16 protein-coding genes and 2 tRNA genes are annotated in these 22,982 nt (G+C 60.2%); 3 read left to right on the top strand and 15 right to left on the bottom strand.

Annotation, left to right across the window (positions count from 1 at the left end):
• Positions 1-197 precede the first annotated feature (197 nt).
• Positions 198-1,046, top strand: coding sequence for an RNA polymerase sigma factor RpoH (gene rpoH / locus CCR96_RS17105; protein WP_201221476.1), 849 nt, complete (start codon positions 198-200; stop codon positions 1,044-1,046).
• Between the two features lie 292 nt (positions 1,047-1,338).
• Here the strand turns inward: rpoH and CCR96_RS24705 are convergent, their stop codons facing one another.
• On the bottom strand, positions 1,339-1,917 hold the full coding sequence (locus CCR96_RS24705; protein WP_242519150.1) for an antibiotic biosynthesis monooxygenase family protein: 579 nt from the start codon (positions 1,915-1,917) through the stop codon (positions 1,339-1,341).
• Between the two features lie 54 nt (positions 1,918-1,971).
• Between CCR96_RS24705 and CCR96_RS17115 the strand changes: the two genes are divergently transcribed.
• Positions 1,972-3,519, top strand: a complete 1,548-nt coding sequence (locus tag CCR96_RS17115; protein ID WP_242519151.1) for a hypothetical protein — start codon at positions 1,972-1,974, stop codon at positions 3,517-3,519.
• A 7-nt stretch (positions 3,520-3,526) separates the two neighbouring features.
• Here CCR96_RS17115 and CCR96_RS17120 read toward each other — a convergent pair whose 3' ends face one another.
• The 6 genes from CCR96_RS17120 to CCR96_RS17145 all read right to left on the bottom strand — a co-directional run bounded on the left by CCR96_RS17120 (position 3,527) and on the right by CCR96_RS17145 (position 12,495).
• Positions 3,527-4,963 carry a hypothetical protein gene (locus CCR96_RS17120; RefSeq protein WP_201221478.1) on the bottom strand — a complete coding sequence of 479 codons (1,437 nt, stop codon included), beginning with the start codon at positions 4,961-4,963 and terminating at the stop codon, positions 3,527-3,529.
• 154 nt (positions 4,964-5,117) lie between these two features.
• Complete coding sequence (locus CCR96_RS17125; RefSeq protein ID WP_201221480.1) at positions 5,118-5,393, bottom strand: hypothetical protein; 276 nt, start codon at positions 5,391-5,393, stop codon at positions 5,118-5,120.
• A 141-nt stretch (positions 5,394-5,534) separates the two neighbouring features.
• Positions 5,535-7,682, bottom strand: coding sequence for an ABC transporter ATP-binding protein (locus tag CCR96_RS17130; protein WP_201221482.1), 2,148 nt, complete (start codon positions 7,680-7,682; stop codon positions 5,535-5,537).
• 109 nt (positions 7,683-7,791) lie between these two features.
• Entirely contained in the window at positions 7,792-9,333 is a 1,542-nt protein-coding gene (locus CCR96_RS17135; RefSeq protein WP_338035901.1) for an ABC transporter permease, read from the bottom strand.
• 10 nt (positions 9,334-9,343) lie between these two features.
• Entirely contained in the window at positions 9,344-10,321 is a 978-nt protein-coding gene (locus CCR96_RS17140) for an ABC transporter permease (protein ID WP_201221484.1), read from the bottom strand.
• Entirely contained in the window at positions 10,318-12,495 is a 2,178-nt protein-coding gene (locus CCR96_RS17145; protein WP_201221486.1) for an ABC transporter substrate-binding protein, read from the bottom strand. The genes CCR96_RS17140 and CCR96_RS17145 overlap by 4 nt, the downstream gene beginning before the upstream one ends.
• A gap of 200 nt (positions 12,496-12,695) precedes the next feature.
• Here CCR96_RS17145 and CCR96_RS17150 point away from each other — a divergent pair, with 200 nt between their 5' ends.
• On the top strand, positions 12,696-13,472 hold the full coding sequence (locus CCR96_RS17150; protein WP_200247668.1) for an enoyl-ACP reductase FabI: 777 nt from the start codon (positions 12,696-12,698) through the stop codon (positions 13,470-13,472).
• Positions 13,473-13,554: 82 nt separating this feature from the next.
• Here the strand turns inward: CCR96_RS17150 and CCR96_RS17155 are convergent, their stop codons facing one another.
• The 8 genes from CCR96_RS17155 to tig form a co-directional block, all read right to left on the bottom strand.
• On the bottom strand, positions 13,555-15,492 hold the full coding sequence (locus CCR96_RS17155) for a SurA N-terminal domain-containing protein (protein WP_201221488.1): 1,938 nt from the start codon (positions 15,490-15,492) through the stop codon (positions 13,555-13,557).
• A gap of 82 nt (positions 15,493-15,574) precedes the next feature.
• Positions 15,575-15,651 (bottom strand) — tRNA-Asp (locus CCR96_RS17160).
• Positions 15,652-15,691: 40 nt separating this feature from the next.
• A tRNA-Val gene (locus tag CCR96_RS17165) sits at positions 15,692-15,767 on the bottom strand.
• A gap of 111 nt (positions 15,768-15,878) precedes the next feature.
• Entirely contained in the window at positions 15,879-16,211 is a 333-nt protein-coding gene (locus CCR96_RS17170; protein WP_338035906.1) for an HU family DNA-binding protein, read from the bottom strand.
• Between the two features lie 241 nt (positions 16,212-16,452).
• Positions 16,453-18,903, bottom strand: a complete 2,451-nt coding sequence (gene lon / locus CCR96_RS17175) for an endopeptidase La (protein ID WP_201221491.1) — start codon at positions 18,901-18,903, stop codon at positions 16,453-16,455.
• A 384-nt stretch (positions 18,904-19,287) separates the two neighbouring features.
• The gene (clpX, locus tag CCR96_RS17180; protein WP_201221493.1) at positions 19,288-20,562 is read right to left on the bottom strand and encodes an ATP-dependent Clp protease ATP-binding subunit ClpX; all 1,275 of its coding nucleotides are present in this window, start codon (positions 20,560-20,562) and stop codon (positions 19,288-19,290) included.
• A gap of 248 nt (positions 20,563-20,810) precedes the next feature.
• Positions 20,811-21,449: an ATP-dependent Clp endopeptidase proteolytic subunit ClpP gene (gene clpP / locus CCR96_RS17185; RefSeq protein ID WP_201221817.1), complete on the bottom strand. Its 639-nt coding sequence runs from the start codon at positions 21,447-21,449 to the stop codon at positions 20,811-20,813.
• Positions 21,450-21,497: 48 nt separating this feature from the next.
• Complete coding sequence (gene tig, locus CCR96_RS17190) at positions 21,498-22,787, bottom strand: trigger factor (protein ID WP_201221495.1); 1,290 nt, start codon at positions 22,785-22,787, stop codon at positions 21,498-21,500.
• Positions 22,788-22,982: the final 195 nt, after the last annotated feature.

Consider the following 22,982-nt stretch of genomic DNA (forward strand, 5'->3'; position numbering starts at 1 on the left):
TCGAACTTGTTCGCGCGCACCGCATCAAACGCAGTGACAGTATTTCTGTGGATCAGTGGGGCTATATCCGGTACTGTCTAACCTTTGCCATAGGAACTTTCCGTTCAAAGCCTGCTCGAAAACCCCGTCACGACTATTGTCAAACGTCGTTAAGACTGCTAGCATTATTCCCGAGCAAAACACTAGGGTATTCCATCATGACCAACGACATCGCGGCCATTGGAACATTATCGACTGGCACCATCGATAGTTACATCTCGAGCGCCTACCAGATTCCTGTGCTGACCGCCGAGGAGGAGCGCTCCCTCGCTATCAGACTGCGCGACAACGGGGACATGATGGCAGCGCGGCGTCTAGTGCTGTCACACCTTCGTTTCGTGATTCGAATCGCACGTGGCTACCTGGGCTATGGCCTGCCACTACCAGACCTGATTCAAGAGGGAACCGTCGGCCTGATGAAGGCGGTGCGCCGCTTCGATGCTGATGTTGGCGTTCGCCTGGTCTCATTCGCTGTGCACTGGATTCGTGCCGAGATCCACGAATACATCCTGCGCAATTGGCGAATCGTGAAGGTTGCAACCACCAAGGCACAGCGCAAACTTTTCTTCAACCTGCGTAGCTCGAAGAAGCGTCTCGGTTGGTTCACCAAGCAAGAGGTCGATGACGTCGCCGCCGATCTCGGCGTTAAGCCCGAGACCGTGCTCGAAATGGAGTCACGGCTCTCGAGCCACGACATGTCCTTCGATAGCCATGACGATGAAGACGATGAGTCACCTTCGGCGCCATCAACCTATCTGCCCGATATGCGCATGGAGCCCGCGGCGGCTCTCGAGCGCGAGGATAACGACGGCTGGCAGCGCGAGCGCCTGTTTGCTGCGCTCGAACAGCTCGATGAGCGCAGCAAGGTCATCTTACGCGAGCGCTGGCTGAGCGAGCGCAAGCAGACCTTGCATGAGTTGGCCCAGCAGTTCAACGTGTCGGCGGAACGCATTCGCCAGATCGAGAAGAATGCGATGACCAAGCTCCGCGTCCAGCTCGAGCTCTAACCGCCCATTCGCTGTCAGCCTGAACAGCGCGCCACGGTTATAACAAGATCCCAACCGCAAGGTTGGGATCTCACTTCGCAGAGGCGCTAGCTGTTCGCTGAGCGCAGGTTAACGTTTAACGCGGGTCACTTGAGACCAGCCCTGAGTCGAGTCTTCGGCGGCAAGAGCAGGGGCCGCTGCATCAGCCCGTGAACCTTGCGTTTGAAGCCTACCGCGGCCTGTAGTGCAGCCAATTCATGACTCTTCTTTATGGCACTTCGGTCTGCGACGAGGCATCACTAGATACTAGTCTCTAGAGACTAGTCTCTATGCTAATACTCGTCTTGACGCTGATACCCGTCTCTGCACTCGCCACCAGTTCAAACGACTCCATCTTCCCCTCCCCGTTGTAAGCCTCTTTCGGCAACGGATTAGCGTGGGCCAGCCTAAAGTCTTCCGAGCCGACCCAGGCCTCAAAGGCCGCTCGGTCCTGCCACAGGGTCTCCACCACATAGGGCGTCTCCTCGCTCGTCGGCCGGAGCACGGCCATTCGCACGAAGCCCGCTTGTCGTTCCACCTGTCCTGCACGCCGCCTAAAGCGTTCTTCGAACGCGTCCCGCCATTCAGGCGACACAGGCACTCGGTTCATCACGCAAAACATCACCGCCTCTCCTCGATTGGAAAACATTGAGCCACTCAGTTCATACTTGGCTTCTGATCCTAAACCGCCAAGATCCACTGCGCTGATGTCCCACAACCGCTCCGCATCCGCTTGCCTGATTATCCTGGCTGCGTTAATGCCGTTGCTCGGCTCCTGTGCATCAACGACCTCGAGCCCGACCTTTCTGCAAGCAGCCGAATCCCAGCAGGTGACAACGGAACCGAGCGACATCAGGATCTATGGCACCCTTTCCTCATCAATCACGCACAGCACCCGATGATGCCGATGATCACAGACCTCTCTCAATCAGGCGTCCGCACCGGTCTGACCGGGCTACTCGCCAGCATACTCCTCAACTTGCCGATGTTAGCCGGAGCCGCCGTGCCAGCGACACCGGTGATGACGATCTACAAGTTCAATGGCCCCTTGGAGACTCCGTATTACAACATCGGCGCCAATGGCCCTGGTAGCCGCGCAGGCAGCTTGCCGCAGGGCACCTCGGTCATCCCCTGCTTGGTGGTCCGCAACGGACGCGCACTCACTGATGCCAAGGGCACCCCGTACGTTGGCTTCGAAGTGGTCGTGAATCCGTCTAAGGACAAAGGCCAGGCGGCCACGCGTAAGTTCGAGCGCACATTCGCCGAACGCGAAGCGCTGAAGGTCAAGAACCATCATTGCGACAGCAGCGTCCGCCATGTGCTCAACGTGCGCGATCTCTACGTGCTCAAAAAGCCGCCCTTCTTCGATCCGCCCGGCAAAGGTGATCCAGCGGCCGCCGAGCGCGAAGGCAAAACCGAGTTGGACAAGATCGTCCGCGTCTTCCACAACTCACCGGAATGCGCCGCGGTCGACCAAGACGCCATTGGCCGCCGCGCCCGGCTCGAACGCGCCTGGGACCGCTTCATTGCCAAGCACGACGGACGCTGGGACGCCACCACCCTCGCCCGCGCCAAACACCTCGACTACGCCATGCGCACCGCCATCTTCGAGGGGCATCTCGATCGTGGCTGCACCGCCTACGGCGCCTGCGAGCGCAACGTCGTCGTGCTCTCGATCCGCAATCGCGGTGTCGGCCAATGTCTGAAGCGACAGGGCTGCTCATTCCCAGGCGACTTCCAAGGCATCGCCTCCGATGTCGGTCAATACAACATCTGGGATGCTTACCTGACCCAGATCTCTGGCCTCACCTCTTGCTACCTGCGCACTGACTTGGCCAAACAGGGTGATTACGCTCTCTACCAAGGTATCTACAGTCAGAGTATCGGCGACGCCGAGACCATCCTCTACGGCGGCACACCAGCGTTAGCAACCGTGTTTCCCGGCACCAATCTGAACGAACTGACCGAGCTTCGCCACTACTACCATCCGCCAGCCATGGGCAAATGTTTTCCGCAGCATGATCGCGTTGAATATATGTCAGGCGCGGTGGCTGAGAACGGCCCTGATCATGTGTTGATCGCGAATACGCGAATCAAGGTTGGCGACCGGGTCGGCGGCGGCTATCGCTTCAAGGAATTCCGCTTCGACCAAGAGGGGCCGATCGACGCAGTGCGGGTCGAGGACAATTACCCGGGCTTCGTCGTCGACGGCCGTAAGGTCAGCCTCGGTGGCGGCGGCGGCTGCACACCCTATGGCGTCTCCAGTGGCTGCCGCTTCTCAAACGTCGGCCGCTACCGTCGCACGCCAAACTGGCTCACTGCTGGCAAGCCGCTTGCCCTCAACTGCCGCATCAACGACCGTGGCGCATCCTGCAGCGGCAGCGGCCGCGAACAGAGGGTCACTGTCGGTGGCGCTTGCGACATCGACATGATGCCGGTCTCGCGCGTGCACTGATCGGATCCTACTCCGGACTCTCACCCAAGGTCTGGTAATACTGCTTGATGTCTTCGCCGATAGTGGCGGTGATCTGATAGAAGACCTCGTGCGAGATGCGCACCGGCTCATCATCGACCTGATCGGCCTGAGCACAGGTCTCAGCGATCAGTCGATAGAGGTAGTTGAGCACGAAGCGCGGCTGACGCAGCTTGTCGAGGGCACCGAGGATCTCTCGCTGTGGAATCACCGACGCGAACAGCTGATCGAGTGGATAGGGATCGGTCGGATCTTCCCGACAGATGCGTAAGCGCGCAGACATCATGTCGAACAGCTGCTTATCGCCCCAACGGAACGGATAGATGATCTTCTGCTTGTCGAAGCGCGCCTCATTAGCCTTCTCCGAACTGGCCTTGCGCACCGCCTCGTAGAGTTGCCGCGGTAGCAACATCTTAAAGCTCAGATTCGGATGCAGTTGCAGGATACGATTGTTCCAGAGCGGCCAGACGAAGTCCTCCATGCGCTCACGGTCACCATTGATCAACGAAGGCTCGTCGACCTTGTCCATCACCACCACGATCTGCTGATAGCCAAGGCTGAGCACAACATCGATGAACTTGGTAGCGAACAGCCGGCGCACATCGTCTTCATCGCGCCAACCTGCGCGCTTGACATCCTGGTCCTTGAGATAACCCTGAGGAATCGAGCGCAGTGCGCGCTGAACATCCTTGGCATTGCGGTCTCGCACCAAGATCTCACGTTCCGCGGAACGCGCAACGCCACCATAAAAGGCGCTGCGAACCAGCGGCAACAGGCCCAGCGAGAGCAGTGCGGCGGTGGACTCCTTGAGGCTACTGAAGAACCCCCCAATCAGCCCCTGCGGCATCAAACGCTTGGAGAGTGATGCCATGATGCGGTTGTAGCGATCCGGCGGGCCGCTGACATAGAAGGCCATCAGCATCATCAGATCATGCCGCCGGAATTGCTCTAGCTTTTCCAACTGTAGATCTGTGTCTTTGAGCAATGCCTCCATTCCACAGACCAAGATCGCATCCAGGTGTTGGGCGAGACCAAAATCCTTCAGCGTCACTGCCTCATCGCGGCGTCGATCCTGTTCCCGCTTTCGCTTGAAGGCCTCAAGGAACCCGTTGAAGTCATCATAGTGCAGCAGCAGGATGCGCTTCTGACCCTGTCCCTGTTGCTGATCCTCACAATTGTAGTGCTGGATATTCTTTTCCAACGCTAAGCGCAGGGCTGACTTGCCGCTGCCCTTGACGCCGAAGATCATCGAGGTACCGCGTCCCGGCGGATCTCCGAAAAACTTGTCCCAAGCCTGATGATTGAAGGTGTAGCCGGCCTGGTTGAGCAGATCCTCGAAGACCTTGTCGTTTTGCGCTTCTTCCTCGATGAACGGGTTACGCACCAGTCCATGAGATTTTAGGAACTGAGCCATCGCAATGGACATGGACAGAAATACCTATTTCGACAAATGGCAGCCTGCCGATCGCTGCGGCCTCACCATCCAGGAGACGGGAGCATCAGACGCAGGCTGGCTCTCGGGGATCAGAGATCAGGGACGAACGGCACCGACACAGGGAGTTGGCGGCCGCCAGCGCCGATCAGAGCTTTGCAGAATGCTCGACGATGATGAACAGTAGTATGCCAAAAGAAACCACCAGCATGACCAGGCGCGACGTCATCGACTTCGAGACGAAGCCATCAAGCTTACGCTTGAGTTCACAGATAAAACCACCCTCAGGCGCCTTGCGCATCCGGCACAAATGCAGCGCCAAACGCGCAAGGAGTCGCCGAACGATATCGAAAACGGAATACAGAAAGACGACGAGCGCGACGAAGGTCGCAATGCCGAGCAACCAATTTTCAAGATAGCCCATGATGATATTCCAGGATTTAGGTCTTGGACAGGGTGTCATTGTCTACCCTTTGTCCGTTAGGGTCTATCCTGCCATAGTGGAGCAGCGGTGTCTTTGAGATCTATGGGAAAGATGTGCGATCAGGCGATGTCCGGTCAGGCCTCACACCTCAAGGCGCAAACAGCGGGCGCTGTGGGTCTTGCTGAGCTGAACCGGTTGCGGATAGGCCAGCGCGCACTCAGCGATGGCCTGCGGGCAGCGTGGATGAAAATGACAGCCCGTCGGCGGCGCGGCTGGTGACGGCATGTCACCCTCGAGGCGGATGATCTGGCGGCGCTCGGCCTTGTCCATCATCGGCACCGCCGAGAGCAGGGCTCGGGTATAGGGATGGCGTGGCTCATCCAGTACCTCGGCCGCTGCGCCCTGTTCGACGATGCGGCCCAGATACATCACGGCGACCTCATGCGCCAGGTAGGCGACCACCGAGATATCGTGCGTGATGAACAGATAGCTGAGCCCCAGCTCATCCTGGAGCCGCTTCAGCAGATTCAGGATCTGCGCCTGAACTGACACGTCCAGCGCACTGGTTGGCTCATCGCAGACGATCAGCTTGGGCTCGACCGCCAACGCCCGCGCGATACAGATACGCTGGCGCTGGCCACCGGAGAACTCGTGCGGATAGCGGTTCATCGCCTGCTCGCCGATGCCGACCTGCTCCAGCAGCGCCGCCACTCGGCGCCGCCGTGCCGCACGGCCCTTTTCGAGCCCAAGCGCTTGCAAGCCCTCGCCGACGATCTCGCCGACTAGCATGCGTGGATTCATCGAGGCGAAGGGGTCTTGGAAGATGATCTGCAGATCCTTGCGATAGCGGCGCATCTGTCCGGCCCGGATCGACGCCAGATCGACACCGTTGTAGCGCACCTGGCCCCCAGTCGGCAGCTCAAGCCGCAGGATCGCCTTACCCACGGTGGTCTTGCCGCAGCCCGATTCGCCAACGAGGGCCAGGGTTTGCCCCGCCTGCAGGCGCAGATCGACCCCATCGACGGCCTTCACATGACCGACCGTGCTGCGAAACAGACCACGCTGGATCGGGAAGTGCACCTGTAGCCCCGCGGTGGCGAGCAAGGTCTGACGATCAGCGGCAGGCTCAGTCGATGATCGCGCTGGTGCCGAGGCCGCCGTGGCTTCCAGCCTGGTAGCCCCTGAAGCCTTCGCCTTCGCCTTCGCTGTGTCGCCGGCTGCTGCGAGCGCCCCAGCTGCCGTCTCTGGCTGCGCCGAGCCGAGGCTCGGCTCGACAGCGCCTACAACCGCACTGGTGTTTCTCTCCCTGAAGTGGGCTGGTCCCTCAGCCCAGAGCAGACAGCGCACCTGCTGTCCCGGATTCGGTTGAAACCAAGCGATCGGCGCCTCACGACAGGCCGGCATGACCTGGCTGCAGCGATCGGCAAAGCGACAACCGCTGAAGGACTGATCAAGCGGTGGCACCCGGCCCGGAATCACCGCCAGCTCGCCACGGCGCTTACCCGCGCTCGGCACACTCTCCAGCAGCTTGCGACTATAGGGATGCGCCGGCGCGGCAAAGAAGGCGTCGACGCTCGCCTCCTCGACGATCTGCCCGGCATACATCACCGCCAACCGATCTGCGGTCTCGGCGACCACACCCAGGTCATGGGTGATGAGCAGCACGGCCATCCCCGTCTGCGCTTGCAGCCCCTTGAGCAGCTGCAGCACCTGGGCCTGGATGGTCACATCCAGCGCGGTCGTCGGCTCATCGGCGATCAGCAGCTCCGGATCACCGGCCAATGCCATCGCAATCATCACGCGCTGTTTCATCCCACCCGAGAGCTGATGCGGAAACTCACCAGCACGCCGCGCGGGGTCTGGGATGCCGACCGCGCGCAGCAGCTCGACGACCCGTTCGGCGACCTCAGCCTTGCCAAGCCGCTGATGCAGACGTACCGCCTCTGCGATCTGATCGCCAACCTTCAGCACTGGATTCAGTGACGTTTGTGGCTCTTGAAAGATCATCGCCATGCGCCCGCCACGGACGCCACGCATCTCGCGCTCGGTGAGATCCAACAGCTCGGTGTCATCGAGCTTCACCGAGCCGCCGGTGATACGCCCAGACAACGGCAACAACCGCATTAGCGTCAGGGCGGTCATCGACTTGCCGCAACCCGATTCACCGAGCAGCGCGAGCGTCTCGCCGCGGCGGATCGAGAAGCCAACACCATCACAGACCCGCACGGGTCGCTCGCTGTTACCCAGCTCAGCGGTTAGATTGGAGACATCAAGCAAGAGGTCACTCATCGAGACAGTCCCTGGCAGCAGATCATCATCAAGCCGGTCACATAGGCGGTCACATAGGCGGTCACATAGGCGGTCATCCCGCGAGCACGGCAAAACAGACCAGGCGGGCTCACGAGGCGCTCCGCAGCCGAGGATCGAAGGCATCTCTGACCACATCCGCGAGCAGATTGGCGGCGAGCACGAGGGTGAACATGAAGACGAAAGCAGCAGCCAGCGACCACCAGACGACGGGGTCGCGCGCCAGCTCGAGCCGAGCGCTATTGATCATATTGCCCCAGCTATTCATGGTCGGATCAACGCCAATGTTGACGTATGAAAGCACTGCTTCGGCCAGCACCAGGCCGCTGAAATCCAGAACCACGGTGATCATCACGATATGCAACACATTGGGCAGGATATGGCGGCCGATCACGGTCGAGTTGCGCACGCCCAGTGAGCGCGCCGCCTGCACATAATCGGCCTCGCGTAGCTTCAGCGACTCACCCCGCAGCAGCCGACAGAGCCCGGTCCAGCTGGTCACGCCGAGGATGATGCAGAGAAACAGCAGGCGCAGATCCGCACGCTCGACCAGGCTCTCGAACTGCTCCGCGTTGTTGGTCATATAGACCTGCAACATCAGGATCGCAGCAGCGATCAGCAGCACGCCTGGAATCGAGCTCAGGGTCGTGTAGAGATACTGGATCACATCATCGGTGCGACCGCCGAAATAGCCGGCCATGATCCCTAAGATTACCGCCGCCGGCAGCATCACCAGGGTGGTCAGGGTGCCGATCACCAGCCCGGTGCGGATGCTCTTCAGGCTCTGGTAGAACACATCCTCGCCGACCTTATCGGTGCCAAGGATGTGGTAGCTCGCCGCCAACTCCGCGGCAACGAAGCTGAGCACCAGCATCAGTGCGAGCACACTCAAGGCAACACGCCAGGGCGCCTCGGTCTCGCCGCGCCAGATCGCGCTCGCGCTGTCATTGAACGTCTGACGCCAGCGCAAGGCGAGCATAGCAACGAGGGTCAGCATCAACCCAGCCCAGGCGATCAGGCCCTTCACCATCCCGAACAGCCCGCGCAGTAGGATATCGACACCGCGCTGTGACGGATCATCCAGGTGCGCTCCGCCATGCTCGAGGCGCGGATAGCCGCGGATCACGCTGCCATCTGACTGCTCGATCGCCTCCTTGACGAACAATTGGGTTGCGAACGGTGCCGAGAAGGTCTTCTCCTGGCGCTCACGCAGGCCGCTGAGCCAGAGGTCCAAGACCGAGATGATCTGGGTCGAATAGGTGGGCTCTGCCGCTGCCGAAGGATCTCGAGAACCGGGAGCCTCGCCCTGCCCTACCGCCCCTTGGTCCGTTGAACTCTCGGCCGCGACTTGCTGAGCAGTGCCATTCATCTGTCCATCAGCACTCTGATCCGCCGGAGCCCCTGGAGCCGTCTGGGCAACCGGCTCGATGAGCGGATGAAAGTGCAGCGAATCCAGCAGCCCAATGCCAACGTAGAACAGGATCACCACCAGCGCGGCAACGCCAACCGGCGATCGCCCGACTTGGCGCCAAGGCCCGCGCAGGTGCTCATGCCGCGCAGCATAGAGACCGAAGCCGATGCCGACGGCGATCAGCACGAAGATGAGGGCGTCGGTGATCAGAATAACGGGCACGCGATGACCCTCAAGACAGCCGGACCCTGGGGTCGACCAGGGTATAGGAGATGTCGGTCATGATCAGACCGATGATGTAGAGCACCGAGCCGAGGAAGACCATGGCACGCACGATCGAGAAATCTTGGCGGTTGATCGCATCGATGGTGTAGCTACCAAGCCCAGGCACGCCAAAGAAGGATTCGATGATCAACGCTCCCATGAACAACAGCGGCAACACGGCGACCACGCCGGTGAGGATCGGGATCAGCGCGTTGCGCAGCACATGGCGGAACAACACCGCACGCTCGCGCAACCCCTTGGCACGCGCAGTTCGCACATAGTCTCGGTTGATCTCCTCGAGAAAGAAGGTGCGATAGAGCCGGGTACTACTGCCGATACCGGCAACGACGCCTACCACCACCGGCAAGATCAGGAACTTCAGCGCCTCGAGGCCATGATCGTAGCCAGAGATCGGCACCAGATGGAACAGCTTACCGATCAGGAACTGACCGCCGATGATATAGAAGAGCCCGGAGATCGACATCATCGCCACCAGCAGCACCACGCTTCCAAAGTCGATATAGGTGGCACGGAAGAACACGATCATCAACGCATAGCTGATGCTGATTGCCAGCCCCACCAGCAAGGTCGGAATCGCGATCGCCAGACTCGGCCACATGCGCTGACGGATGTCGTAGCCGATATCGCGGCCGCTGTCCGACTGACCAAAGTTGAACGCAAAGAGCTTCAGCGATTTCTCGAAAAAGATCGTGTCGGTCAACGACGTCAGTCCGCCAGCCTCTGCGTTATAGAGCAGCGGCTTGTCATAGCCATGCTCAGCCTTCCAGGTATCGATCGCCTCCTGCGTCACCCGCTTATCGCCGAGCTGCATCCGCGCCATGTCGTCCGGCGAGTTGACGACGAAGAACAACAGGAAGGTGATCAGATTGACGCCGATCAGGATCGGCAGCGCATAGAGCAATCGGCGCAGGATGTAGGCACTCATCGCGCATCACTCCGCGCACGACTCCGCTCACGCCGACGCGCTACCACCAAGGCCGGGATCGCTCCAACGACAAGGATCACGACCAGCGCCCCGAGCGGCCAGAGCGCCGGCGGATTCCAACGCTCGCGCAGCTGCTCGCGGATGCTGGGCTCGAGCCGTCGATACTTGAGCGTGTTATTGGCCATTAGGTTGGGGCTCACATTCTTCAACCATTGATGATGCAGGCTGAAGGACTGTGGGAAGAAGCCGAACGACCAGGGCGCGTCATGGCGCAGGATCTCAGTCATGCGGTCGATCACCGCCTGTCGCTCAGGACCATCATCCATGTTCTTCATCTGCTCGAACAGCGCATCGAACTCGGCATTCTGATAGTTGGCCGCGTTCTCGCCGCCCTCGACCTTTTGGTTGGGTCCGTAGAGCAGGAAGAAGAAGTTCTCGGGGTCCGGGTAGTCGGCATTCCAGCCCCACATGAAGACCTGCCCAGTGCCTTCGCGCATCTTCTCCTGAAAGCGGTTGTAGTCGGTCGCACGTACCACCAGCTCGATACCCAGCTTGGCGAACTGCTTGCGCATCCAGTTCAGACGCGCCTTGCCGTCGGGCCCGGCGTCCATGGCTTCGTAGTAGAGGGTTAATGGGCGGCCAGTCTCGGGATCGCGCCCGTTCGCATAACCGGCCTCAGCGAGCAGCGCCTTGGCCTCTTGCAAGGGTTTGCGCAGCGCACGCCCGTCGCGCCAATCGAAGACATAGGGATTGATACCCGCCTCGCCTTCACGATGACCGAAGATGCCGGGCGGGATCGGCCCCTGACCCTCGACACCGCGGCCATTGGCAAAGATCGACACATATTCGCCAAAATCGACCGCGATGCTGAGCGCCTGGCGCAAGAGCCGCGCGCGCTCTGAGTCACCGCCGAGCAGCGGGTCGAGCATATTGAAGCCCATGTACCAGATCGAGGTCTGCACCGCAGTGACCAGCTCGATGCCCTGCTCGCGCATGTCGTCGGTGAGGCCGGCCTCACCCGCCGCATCGAACTGGACCGCCTGATCGAAGGCGTCAGAGCTAATCCCGGAGCTGTCATAGAAGCCTTGGAGAAACTTGTTCCAATACGGGATGCTTTCCTTCTCGAGACTGTAGATGGCTGCGTCGATAAAGGGCAGTGGCTTGCCAGCGTCGGCGAGCAGCCCAGCCGCCTGGTCCTCTGGCATGCCCTCAGCGGGATACTGCTCGCCGTGGAAGTTTGGGTTCCTGGCCAGCACCATGCGCAGATTTGGATTGTTCTCACTGAGCATGAAGGGGCCGCTGCCGACCGGATACCAGTCCAGCGTGAGGTTATTCTGCTTCATCCCGAGCTGGCCATAGAGGGCCTCAGCCTCCCAGGGCATCGGCGCGAAGAACGGCATGGCCAGCCAGTAGACAAACTGAGGGTAACGACCCTCAAGCCGGATTCGATAGCGATAGCGATCAACCACCTCGGCGCCGTCGAAGGCGACCTGGCGCAGATCGAAAAATAACCGCTCGCCATCCACCGGGGCCGGCGCGGCGGCCTCGATACGCTCGCTCAGCGCCTTGAATCCAAGGATGTGATCGCCCATCAGGCCGGCGATCGGCGAATGCAGCCAAGGTGTCGCGAGCCGCTTGATCTGGTAGACGTAGTCTTCGGCAATCAGCTCGCGAGTGCCGGTCTCGGGGAGATCAGCGAGGGTATTGATGCGACCGACGGTCTTAGCGTCGAGCTGATGATAACGGTAAGCGCCTACCTCGTCCTTGGCGAAGGCCGGATGTGGCTGATAGCGGATGCCCGGCGTGATCTCGATCAGGTACTCACTGATGGCAATCTGGCTCGGATCGGCATCCGCTGACAGCGGCGCCCCGTTCGCATCCAGATAACGAACCTCGGGCAGGGCAACGGCGGTCAGCGGAACCAACTCGTAAGGCCGCTTCAGAAAATGGTACTGCAGCGGCGGCTCGTAGACCTGGGCAATGAAGGCATATTCATTCGAGCTGTAAGAGCGCACCGGGTCGAGGTGCTTGGGCCGCTCGGTGAAGGCACCGTAGAGGATGTTTTCACCGGATTGCGACGCTGGATAGGGATTGTTCCAGGGTGGCTGACCACAGGCACTGAGGGACAGCAGAACCACCATTAGCAGAGGCAAGGAGCAGCACGCTCGCGACATAGATGCTTTCCGCGCAGGCTGAGTTTCGGTAACGTTAAGGGCCGCTTCGACCATGGGCGGATTCAAACGCCGTCTAAGCAGGGGCTAACGTCCATAGCGCGTCGCCACCCCGAACGATGCAGCGTTTGTTTCACGGTAAGGGCGCCCGCCTATCCTACACATGATCCACATGATCCAAACGATCCACATGGAGAGACTATATGGGCTTCTTGTCCGATAAACGTATCCTGATCACTGGCGTTGCCAGTAATCGCTCAATCGCCTGGGGCGTCGCCCAGGCGATGCATCGCGAGGGCGCGACCCTGGCCTTCACCTACCAAGGCGAGAAGCTCAAGGGCCGGGTCGAGGATCTGGCATCGCAATGCGATGCCGAGTTCGTGATCCCGCTCGATGTCTCCAACGATGAGCAGATCGACAACTGCTTCTCCGCGCTCGGCGAGCATTGGGACGGACTCGACGGGATCGTGCATTCAATCGCCTTCGCACCCAAGGACCAGCTTGAGGGTGATTACGTCGGCTGCGTGACACGCGAGGGGTTCGCTGCAGCGCACGATATCAGCTCCTACAGCCTGGCGGCGCTGGCCAAGGCCGGACGGCCGCTGATGCAGGGGCGCAATGGCGCCATCCTGACCATGAGCTACCTCGGCGCCGTTCGCGCCGTGCCCAACTACAATGTCATGGGCATCGCGAAGGCCAGCTTAGAGGCCAACGTGCGCTATCTGGCCGCATCGCTCGGGCCCGAGGGCACCCGGGTCAACGCGGTCTCGGCAGGACCGATTCGCACCTTGGCCGCGGCCGGCATCGCCGATTTCCGCTCGATGCTAAAACAGGTCGAAGAGCGCACGCCGCTGCGGCGAAACGTCACCATTGACGAAGTCGGGAATGCCGGCGCCTTCCTCTGCTCCGATCTCGCGTCGGGTATCACCGGCGACGTGCTCTACGTCGATACCGGCTACCACATCCTTGGTCTCGGCTGAAGGCCAAGAAGGACTGAGCGGACTCGGCCGGCTTTGGCCGGTCGGTGCGCCCAGAGCAAGCTGCTCGCCGATTGACAAGGGGCTAGAATGACTCGTCGCTGACAATCGGCTTACGCTCGATCCTAGCCCGCGCCTGCATCGCTGCCAGCACCGCGTCGACGTCAGCCGCCGCCAGCGCCCGCGTCAACATCCGCGCCTCGGCCTCCAGCTCAGCTGGATCGAGCTGCGCTGGATCACCCTCTTTGACCTCAGAAACGACGACGACATAGGCGTCCCCGGAGTCGCTCGCGCTGGTACTGCCGACCCGAGGTCCGGCAGCATCGGCGGCGGGCGAAGGCAGCGAGAAGGCCAGCTGAGTCACCTCGGGCGGTGGCTCAGTCGCGACGCGTCCGATCTGTCCAGCCTCGACCACCTCGAAACCTTCTGCAGCTGCCGCGAGATCCTGCCCGCCTTCAATCCGCGCAACGATCGCTTCTGCCTCCGCCTTGGCCGCCTCGGCCGCTTGCTGCGTCTCAAGCAGCGTAACGATCTCGTCGCGCACCTCGTCCAGCGGGCGCACCGATGGCTCGCGATGCTCGGCGACGCGCAGCACCAGCGCCTGCAGCACTTCAGGATCAGGCTCAAGCAGCTCGCTGTTGTTACCGAGCGTCAGCACCTCCTCACTGAATGCGACATCAACCACGCGTGGATTGGCAAACAGACCTTCACCGCCGCTCCGATCGATCCAGTCGCTGAGTTGGACCTCTAGGCCCAAGGTCTCGGCCGCGGGGATCAGGCTATCCGGAGATTCATAGGTCAGCGTGGCGAGCTGCTCGGCCTGCTCGAAGAACGCAGCCTCTGCACTGCCGCTGTTGAGATCGGCGATCAACTCCTCTTTCACCTCCTCAAAGGGCTTGGGCTCGCCCCCGCGTACCTCCAAGACCTCGACCAGATGGTAGCCGAAACGGCTGCGAACCGGCTCGCTCAAGGTCTCGGGCTCGATGGCGAAGACCGCCTGCTCGAAGGCTGGATCGAGCGCATCACGGCCGACCCAGCCAAGCTCGCCGCCCTGCTCGGCACTGCCGGGGTCTTCAGAGACCTCGGCTGCGACGGCAGCGAAAGACTCACCGCCGGTGATCCGCTGCTGGACCTCTTGCATCCGCTTGCGCGTCTCATCAAGCATCTTCTGATCGGCGTCGACTGAAACGCTGAGTAGGATATGACGAACCTTACGCTCCTCGGGTGCCATGAACTCATCGAGCTTGAGCTGATATTGCTCACGCAAGCTGCCCTCATCGATCAACTGATCTGGCCTGGCAAGGTCAGTCGCATTCAATAGCAGATAACTGACCCGTATCTGCTCCGGGGTCGCAAACTGGTTCTGATGCCCATCGTAATACGCAGCAACAGCCTCATCCGTCGGCGGTTGGACGCTCTGCGCGAACGCCGACTGCGGCACCCTCGCATAAGCGACGATGCGCTCTTGATGCACCAAGCTCGCGCTTCGGTCCGCCAAGGTATCCGTGACGAAGGCGGTCTCACGAATCGCCCGCGGCAATTGACTGAGCAGTAGCTCGCTGCGCAGGGAATCTTCGTAAGCCGCTGGGGTAAGCCCTTGCAGTCGTAGCACCCGCTCGTACTGCGCATTGGAGAAGGCGCCATCCTGCTGGAATGCCGGCTCGCTGAGGATCGCTGCGCGAATCGCCTGGTCTGAGGTCCTGAGTCCCATCGCCGCCGAATCCTCCAGCAACAAGGTTTCGCGGATCATCCGCTCGAGCACCTGCTGGCGTATGCGCTGATCATCGAACAGCGCTGGATCATAGGCCTCGCCCAATCGATCCCGCAGTTGGATACGCGTTCGATTGACGTTCTGGTTGAAGACGCGCTCGGTAATTTCGGCACCGTTGACGCTGGCGACAACCGGTTCAGCCCCGCCACCAAAGTAGGAATCGATGCCCCAGAAGGCGAACGGGATCGAGATCAGGATGATGATGGCCCAGGCGACCCAACCCTGTGCGCGTTCTCGAATCTCCTGCAACATAGCTCGTAGGACTCAACGTGCGAGGGAATGACAGGACAAATGAAAACGGGGTATCCAGTGTGGATACCCCGTATCGGAGAGATGGCGGAGTGGACGGGACTCGAACCCGCGACCCCCGGCGTGACAGGCCGGTATTCTAACCAACTGAACTACCACTCCACGAAACTGTAACGCCGAACTGACCATGGGGTGCTATTGATGGTGGGTGCTGCAGGGATCGAACCTGCGACCCTCGCCTTGTAAGGGCGATGCTCTCCCAGCTGAGCTAAGCACCCCCGATGAAGCACTCCTGATACCAGGAACCCAATCGAAGGGCAGTCGACGAAATCTTGGATGATCGAAGCCTTTTTCCGAGGAATGGGGTTCAACTCATCCGAAGTAAGCAATCATTGTATCGCGTCCTTGAGCGCTTTACCAGCCTTGAAAGACGGATTTTTCGACGCGGCGATCTGGATGGCAGCACCGGTCTGCGGGTTGCGGCCGGTTCTCGCGGCCCGCTCTTTCACAGTAAAAGTACCGAAACCGATGATCGAGACGGAATCACCATTCTTCAGGGTGGCTGCAACGGAATCTGTCAACGCATCCAATGCACGCGCTGCTGCCGACTTCGAAATATCAGCCGCCTCGGCCATCGCGTCAACAAGTTCTGATTTATTCATTGTTCCCCCTGATTGGCGCCAGGCCTTGGCGCCAAGATATTTTGCGAGATTGCCAAAGATGCCGCGACCCAGACCTGAGGCCCGAGCCGCAACCGTTTAGAACACTACTGAGACGTCGACCTCAGCCGCCGATTGTTAAGGACGACCCAAGAGGTGTCAACCCGAAAACCAGCAACCACGCCTGTTCCAGGCAAATGTTCGTCGCAAATACTCGACGCGAATACTCGACACAAAGAGCCGTACAAACATTCTGCATGCATTGCGACGCCCATGCTGTCGCAAGCAAAGGCTCGGGCGCTGGTCAGTGATGTGTGCGAACGCCAGACTCGGCGCTCTTGCCGTCCTCGACCGGGGGCGCGGCCTCTTGCGGTACATCATCATCCCCAGACCGCGGCGCAGGACGCGCGGCAAGCGCGAACTCGAGCACCTCGTCGATCCAACGGACCGGACGAATATCGAGGCTCTGTTTGATATTCTTCGGGATGTCAACCAGATCACGCTCGTTCTCATGTGGAATCAGCACCTGCTCGATACCGCCGCGATGCGCCGCGAGTAACTTCTCCTTCAAGCCACCGATCGGCAGCACCTCACCTCGCAGGGTGATCTCGCCGGTCATCGCCACACTGGAGCGCACCGGGACCTTGGTCAGCGCTGACACCAGCGCGGTGCACATCGCCACACCAGCACTGGGTCCATCCTTTGGCGTCGCGCCCTCGGGCACGTGGATGTGGATATCGACCTTCTGATGAAAGTCGAGATCGATACCCAGCGCCTCGGAGCGCGAGCGCACCACCGTCATCGCCGCTTGAATCGACTCCTGCATCACATCGCCTAGCTGCCCAGTAAAGGTGAACTTGCCCTTGCCGGGGACCAACGCGGCTTCGATCCGCAGCAGTTCGCCGCCGACCTCGGTCCAGGCCAGACCAGTGACCTGACCGATCTGGTCGTGCTCATCGGCCAGGCCGAAGCGGAAGCGACGGACGCCCAGATATTTGTCCAACAGTTTGGCGGTGACGGTGATGGTCTTCTCACGCTTGGTGACTAGAATCTCCTTGACCACCTTGCGACAGATCTTCGAGATCTCGCGCTCGAGATTGCGTACCCCGGCCTCACGCGTGTAGTAGCGCACCAGATCACGCAGGGCTGCCTCGCGAATCACCAACTCGCCGCTCTTGAGCCCGTTGTTCTTCATCTGCTTCGGGATCAGATAGCGCTCGGCGATATTGATCTTCTCGTCCTCGGTATACCCCGAGAGCCGGATCACCTCCATGCGGTCGAGCAGGGCCGGCGGGATATTTAGCGTGTTGGCGGTGGCGACGAACATCACCTCGGAGAGATCGAAATCGACCTCCAAATAATGGTCGTTGAAGGTGTTGTTCTGCTCCGGGTCGAGTACCTCGAGCAGTGCTGAGGCCGGATCACCACGGAAGTCCATTGCCATCTTGTCGATCTCATCGAGCAAGAAGAAGGCGTTGCGCGAGCCGGCCTTGGAGAGATTCTGGATGATCTTGCCCGGCAGTGCGCCGATGTAGGTGCGTCGGTGACCGCGGATCTCGGCCTCATCGCGCACCCCGCCTAGGGACATGCGCACGAACTTGCGGTTTGTCGCCCGGGCGATCGATTGCCCAAGCGAGGTCTTGCCGACACCAGGCGGTCCAACCAGGCACAGGATCGGTCCTTTCAGCTTGCGCACGCGCTGCTGCACGGCGAGATACTCGGTGATGCGCTCCTTGACCTTCTCGAGCCCATAGTGGTCCGTATCTAGGACCTTCTCGGCAACGCTGACATCGTTGCGAATCCGAGTGCGCTTCTTCCAAGGCACCGAGACCAGGGTATCGACATAGTTACGCACCACGGTGGCCTCGGCGGACATCGGCGACATCAGCTTGAGCTTGTTCAACTCCTGCGTCGCCTTGTCCTTCACATCCTTGGGCATTCCGGCCTCTTCGATGCGCTTGCCAAGGTCTTCGAGCTCATTCGGCGCGTCCTCAAGCTCACCGAGCTCTTTCTGGATCGCCTTCATCTGCTCGTTCAGGTAGTACTCGCGCTGATTCTTCTCCATCTGCCGCTTGACGCGACCACGGATGCGCTTCTCCATCTGCAGGATGTCGTTCTCCGACTCCATCAGCCCCATCAGATGCTCGAGGCGCTGCTGCACATCGACCATCTCGAGCACGCGCTGCTTCTCATCGAGCTTCAGCGACATGTGGGCGGCCATGGTATCGGCCAGCCGGCTCGGCTCATCGATGCTGGCCAGTGAGGTCAGCACCTCCGGTGGCACCTTCTTGTTGAGCTTGACATATTGATCGAACAAGGCCACCGCTGAGCGCATCAGCACCTCTTGCTCGCGCTCATCGGCCTCAAGCGTTTCACCGAGCGGCGCGACCGTCGCGCTGAAGGTATCGTTCGTCGACAGATAGCGGCTCGCCTTGGCGCGCTGATGCCCCTCGACCAAGACCTTGACGGTCCCGTCGGGTAGCTTCAGCAACTGCAGCACGTTGGCAAGCGTGCCAATATCGTGAAGGTCTTTCACCGAAGGGTCGTCGACATCCGCGTTCTTTTGGGCAACGAGCAGGATCTGCTTGTCGCTGGTCATGGCCGCGTCCAATGCCTTGATGGATTTATCCCGACCGACGAAGAGCGGAATCACCATATGCGGATACACCACGACGTCGCGTAGCGGTAGCACCGGGATCACCTGGCCCGATGTCAGTGCATCTAGCACCTGAGAGTCCAAATCAGTCTTGCCCATATTGCTGTGCTCGTCATCTAACGCTCCTCAAGGCAACCGACCTCAGCGTTGAGGATGCGGAATCGAGGAGTCGGGTTTCGCATAAACGCCCTACTGAGAGGGAGGTTAGGGCAGCGTACAATCGGTTCAATCGCTACGGCTCAGACAACAGGCGCAGTACGGGTGTCTATCGAGGCGTTGCACTAGGAACTACGGATCGTAGCGGTCGGTGATCCTGAGCACGGTGGTCAAATCTCACTCAGGTTCAGCGGCCAAACGCACCGAAGTAGACGCGGAATTGGGCTTACCGCGCCTCTGCTCCGGCGCGGCTAGCGTTGACAGCGCATCTCCCCCTCTGCAAGGCGGAGCGATCGCTCATTAGGAAAAGCGCAACTCGGACCCTCGTCAGTCCGACGCGGCGATCCGGGGTTGCTCGCCGCCATCGTAGATGACAAGTGGCGGGGTCTCGCCATTGACGACCGAAGCATCGACGACCACCTTGCTGACGTCATCGATTGACGGAAGATCATACATGGTATCGAGCAACACCTGCTCCATGATGGTGCGTAGCCCACGCGCGCCAGTCTTGCGCTCCATGGCCTTAGTAGCAATGGCGCGCAGCGCATCATCGCGCAGCTCGAGTTCGCACCCTTCCATCTCGAACAGGCGCGCATACTGCTTGGTGAGCGCATGCTTGGGCTCTGTCAGGATTCGGATCAGCGCCTCTTGATCGAGCTCCTCAAGCGTCGCCATCACCGGCAACCGGCCCACGAATTCAGGGATCAGTCCGTAGCGAATAAGATCCTCAGGCTCGACGTGACTCAGCAGTTCACCGATAGCCCGATCGTCGTTCTTACTATGCACCTCAGCTGAGAAGCCGATGCCAGTCTTCTTCGACCGATCTCGGATCACCTTGTCGAGACCCGCGAAGGCTCCGCCGACAATGAACAGGATGTTGCTCGTATCAACCTGTAAGAATTCCTGCTGCGGATGCTTGCGGCCACCCTGCGGAGGCACCGAGGCGATGGTCCCTTCAATCAGCTTGAGCAACGCCTGTTGCACGCCTTCGCCAGACACATCGCGGGTGATCGAGGGGTTGTCAGACTTACGCGATATCTTATCGATCTCGTCGATATAGACAATACCACTCTGCGCTTTTTCGACATCGTAGTCGCACTTCTGCAGCAGTTTCTGAATGATATTCTCGACATCCTCACCGACATAACCGGCCTCAGTGAGGGTCGTCGCATCGGCAATCGTAAAGGGCACATTGAGCAACCGCGCCAGGGTCTCGGCCAGCAAGGTTTTGCCGGACCCCGTGGGGCCGATCAACAGGATGTTGCTCTTCGAGATCTCGATCTCTTCCTTGGCGTCAGAGACCTCGAGGCGTTTGTAATGATTGTAGACCGCGACCGAGAGCACCTTCTTCGCCTTCTCTTGGCCAATCACGAACTCATCGAGCGACTCGTTGATCTCGCGTGGCTTCGGCAAGCGGCTGGTCGCCTCGCCAACGCCCTCTTGCATCTCTTCCCGGATGATATCGTTGCACAGCTCGACACACTCGTCGCAGATAAAGACCGACGGACCCGCGATCAGCTTGCGCACCTCGTGCTGACTTTTACCGCAGAACGAGCAGTACAGGAGCTTTCCTTCGTCGCTCTTTCCATGGGTGTTGCTCATAGATCATCTCTCCGGGCTAGGCGCTGCGGGGCCTGAAGGCAAAGGAAATGGGATGGATCAGGCTGAAACGAGTCGGCCACCGCGCTTGACTCGATCATAACCCCTCAAGTGGAGATGGCAACCGCACATCTAGACCTGCGTCACGATATAAGTCATTGCAAGCCAGATACCAACTCCTCACCAAGCCGCAGCAAACGCATCTATCCATCCACTGCAGCAAGATGCCAAGGAGCCTCTCAGCCCCGCCCTCAGTCAGCGGGCTGAGACCGCGTGTCCAGAACCCGATCGATCAGGCCGTAGGCAACGGCATCCTCGCCGCCCATGAAGCGGTCTCGCTCGGTATCGTCGGCGATGCGCTCGATGGGCTGTCCGGTATGGCGGGACAGGATCTGATTCAGCTGTTCGCGCGCATGCAGAATCTCACGCGCGTGGATATCGATATCGCTCGCCTGTCCCTGAAAACCGCCCAAGGGCTGGTGGATCATGATCCGAGAATGCGGGAGACAAAAGCGTTTGCCCGCCGTGCCTCCGGCGAGAAGCAATGCGCCCATGCTCGCCGCTTGGCCGATACACATGGTGCTGACCTCAGGGCGAATAAACTGCATCGTGTCATAGATGCCCAATCCAGCGGTCACGGAGCCACCCGGTGAGTTGATGTAGAAGTGGATATCCTTGTCTGGATTTTCCGACTCCAAGAACAACAACTGCGCCACAACGAGATTGGCAACGTGGTCGTCGACCGGGCCAACCAGAAAGACCACGCGCTCCTTTAGGAGACGGGAAAAGATATCGAACGAGCGCTCGCCGCGTGCGGTCTGTTCAACCACAATGGGGACGAGTCCTAGCGCATGCGGGTCGGTGCGCCGATCGGTGTTGTCGATGTACATGTTCATCAGGAGCTAAGCGGGTTTAGGGAGAAGCAGCGGAGGCCTCAGCTACTGCTGAGAGATCAGCTCGCTGAAGCTGATCGGGTCGTCGGTCACCTCGACCTGCTCGAGCACCTGCTCAACGACCAGATCCTCGAGGACGACGGATTCGACCGTTGCTAGGTGCTTAGGATCAGCATAGTAATAATTGATCACGGCTTGAGGATCATCGTAGGTCGCCGCCATTTCTTCGACCGATGAGCGGACACGGTCTGGATCAGGCGTCAGTTCGTTGGCCTTTACGACCTCGCCGACGATCAGGCCAAGCGCGACTCGGCGCCGTGCATTATCAGCGAAGATCTCGTCCGGCAGCTTGAACTCGGAGTCAGCCCCCAGATTCTGGATCATCTGCTTGCGCAATGACTCGATCTCGTCAGCGACGAGGGCCGACGGCACCGTGATCGGATTCGCCTCGAGCAGCAGGTCCATGACCTGGTTCTTGATCCGAGCCTTGACCCGCTCGGATCGCTCACGCTCAAGGTTGCCCCTCACATCAGCGCGGAAGCGCTCGAGATCACCGTCGTCGACGCCGAACTCAGCGACAAACTCCGCATCAATCTCGGGCAAGTTCGGCTGCTCGACCGATGTCACCCTAACCTTGAACTGTGCAGGCTTTCCAGCTAGGGCTTTCTGCGGATACTCCTCCGGAAAGGTGACATCAATCGAGGGCTCATCGCCCGCACTTGCGCCAACCAATTGCTCCTCGAGGCCAGGAATGAAGCGGCCGGCACCGATCTCGATCTGGATACCCTCGCCATGCCCGCCTTCGAAGGCCGCGCCATCGACCTCGCCGTCGAAATCCACGGTGAGACGATCGCCAGTCTCAGCCGGGCGCTCGACCGCTTCCCAGCGCTTACGCTGCTGGCGAAGACGCTCGATCGTCTCCTCGACGTCAGCATCGGTAACCTCGACCTGCGGACGGGCCAAGGTGCGCCCTTCAAGTGACGCCAGCGTCACCTCGGGAACCACCTCGAACTCGGCGACATAGGCATAGCGTCCGACGGCCTGGTCGATGTCAGGCTTGATCTCGGGACGTCCAGCCGGTCGCAGCTCCGCTTCGATGATGGCATGCGGATAGCTGGACTCGACGCGCTCTCCGAAGACCTCTAGGCGCACCGAGTCGCCATAACGCTGACGCAATACGCGCAGCGGCACCTTCCCCGGCCTGAAACCAGGCAGGCGTGCAGAGCGGGCGACGTTCTGCAGCCGTTTTTCGATCTCCTGCTCGATATCCTCAGCAGGCAGTTCGACCTTCAACCGCCGCGTGAGACCGTCCCCGGTCTCGACCGATACTTGCATTGTTAGTCTCCAGCCATGGTGCATTCGGCACCAGGAAAACGGGCGAAAATAGCACTAAAGGCGCCATGAGACCAAGTCCAGACGCCATCAATCATGAGCACCCGCCACCGCAGAGCAAGACCCGGAGGCAGGATCAGCTGCTGTCCGCTACCGAACAGCAGCCGAAGCGGATAACGCATCAAACCGTTTGCACCG

The sequence above is a fragment of the Halochromatium roseum genome (assembly GCF_016653315.1).
GTDB classification, from domain to species: Bacteria; Pseudomonadota; Gammaproteobacteria; order Chromatiales; family Chromatiaceae; genus Lamprobacter; species Lamprobacter roseus.

Excerpts from the sequence above, each read along its gene's own strand:
- rpoH (WP_201221476.1), top strand. The coding sequence starts at position 198 with ATGACCAACGACATCGCGGCCATTGGAACATTATCGACTGGCACCATC.
- CCR96_RS24705 (WP_242519150.1), bottom strand. The coding sequence starts at position 1,917 with ATGTCGCTCGGTTCCGTTGTCACCTGCTGGGATTCGGCTGCTTGCAGA.
- CCR96_RS17115 (WP_242519151.1), top strand. The coding sequence starts at position 1,972 with ATGATCACAGACCTCTCTCAATCAGGCGTCCGCACCGGTCTGACCGGG.
- CCR96_RS17120 (WP_201221478.1), bottom strand. The coding sequence starts at position 4,963 with ATGTCCATTGCGATGGCTCAGTTCCTAAAATCTCATGGACTGGTGCGT.
- CCR96_RS17125 (WP_201221480.1), bottom strand. The coding sequence starts at position 5,393 with ATGGGCTATCTTGAAAATTGGTTGCTCGGCATTGCGACCTTCGTCGCG.
- CCR96_RS17130 (WP_201221482.1), bottom strand. The coding sequence starts at position 7,682 with ATGAGTGACCTCTTGCTTGATGTCTCCAATCTAACCGCTGAGCTGGGT.
- CCR96_RS17140 (WP_201221484.1), bottom strand. The coding sequence starts at position 10,321 with ATGAGTGCCTACATCCTGCGCCGATTGCTCTATGCGCTGCCGATCCTG.
- CCR96_RS17145 (WP_201221486.1), bottom strand. The coding sequence starts at position 12,495 with ATGTCGCGAGCGTGCTGCTCCTTGCCTCTGCTAATGGTGGTTCTGCTG.
- CCR96_RS17150 (WP_200247668.1), top strand. The coding sequence starts at position 12,696 with ATGGGCTTCTTGTCCGATAAACGTATCCTGATCACTGGCGTTGCCAGT.
- CCR96_RS17155 (WP_201221488.1), bottom strand. The coding sequence starts at position 15,492 with ATGTTGCAGGAGATTCGAGAACGCGCACAGGGTTGGGTCGCCTGGGCC.
- lon (WP_201221491.1), bottom strand. The coding sequence starts at position 18,903 with ATGGGCAAGACTGATTTGGACTCTCAGGTGCTAGATGCACTGACATCG.
- clpX (WP_201221493.1), bottom strand. The coding sequence starts at position 20,562 with ATGAGCAACACCCATGGAAAGAGCGACGAAGGAAAGCTCCTGTACTGC.
- clpP (WP_201221817.1), bottom strand. The coding sequence starts at position 21,449 with ATGTACATCGACAACACCGATCGGCGCACCGACCCGCATGCGCTAGGA.
- tig (WP_201221495.1), bottom strand. The coding sequence starts at position 22,787 with ATGCAAGTATCGGTCGAGACCGGGGACGGTCTCACGCGGCGGTTGAAG.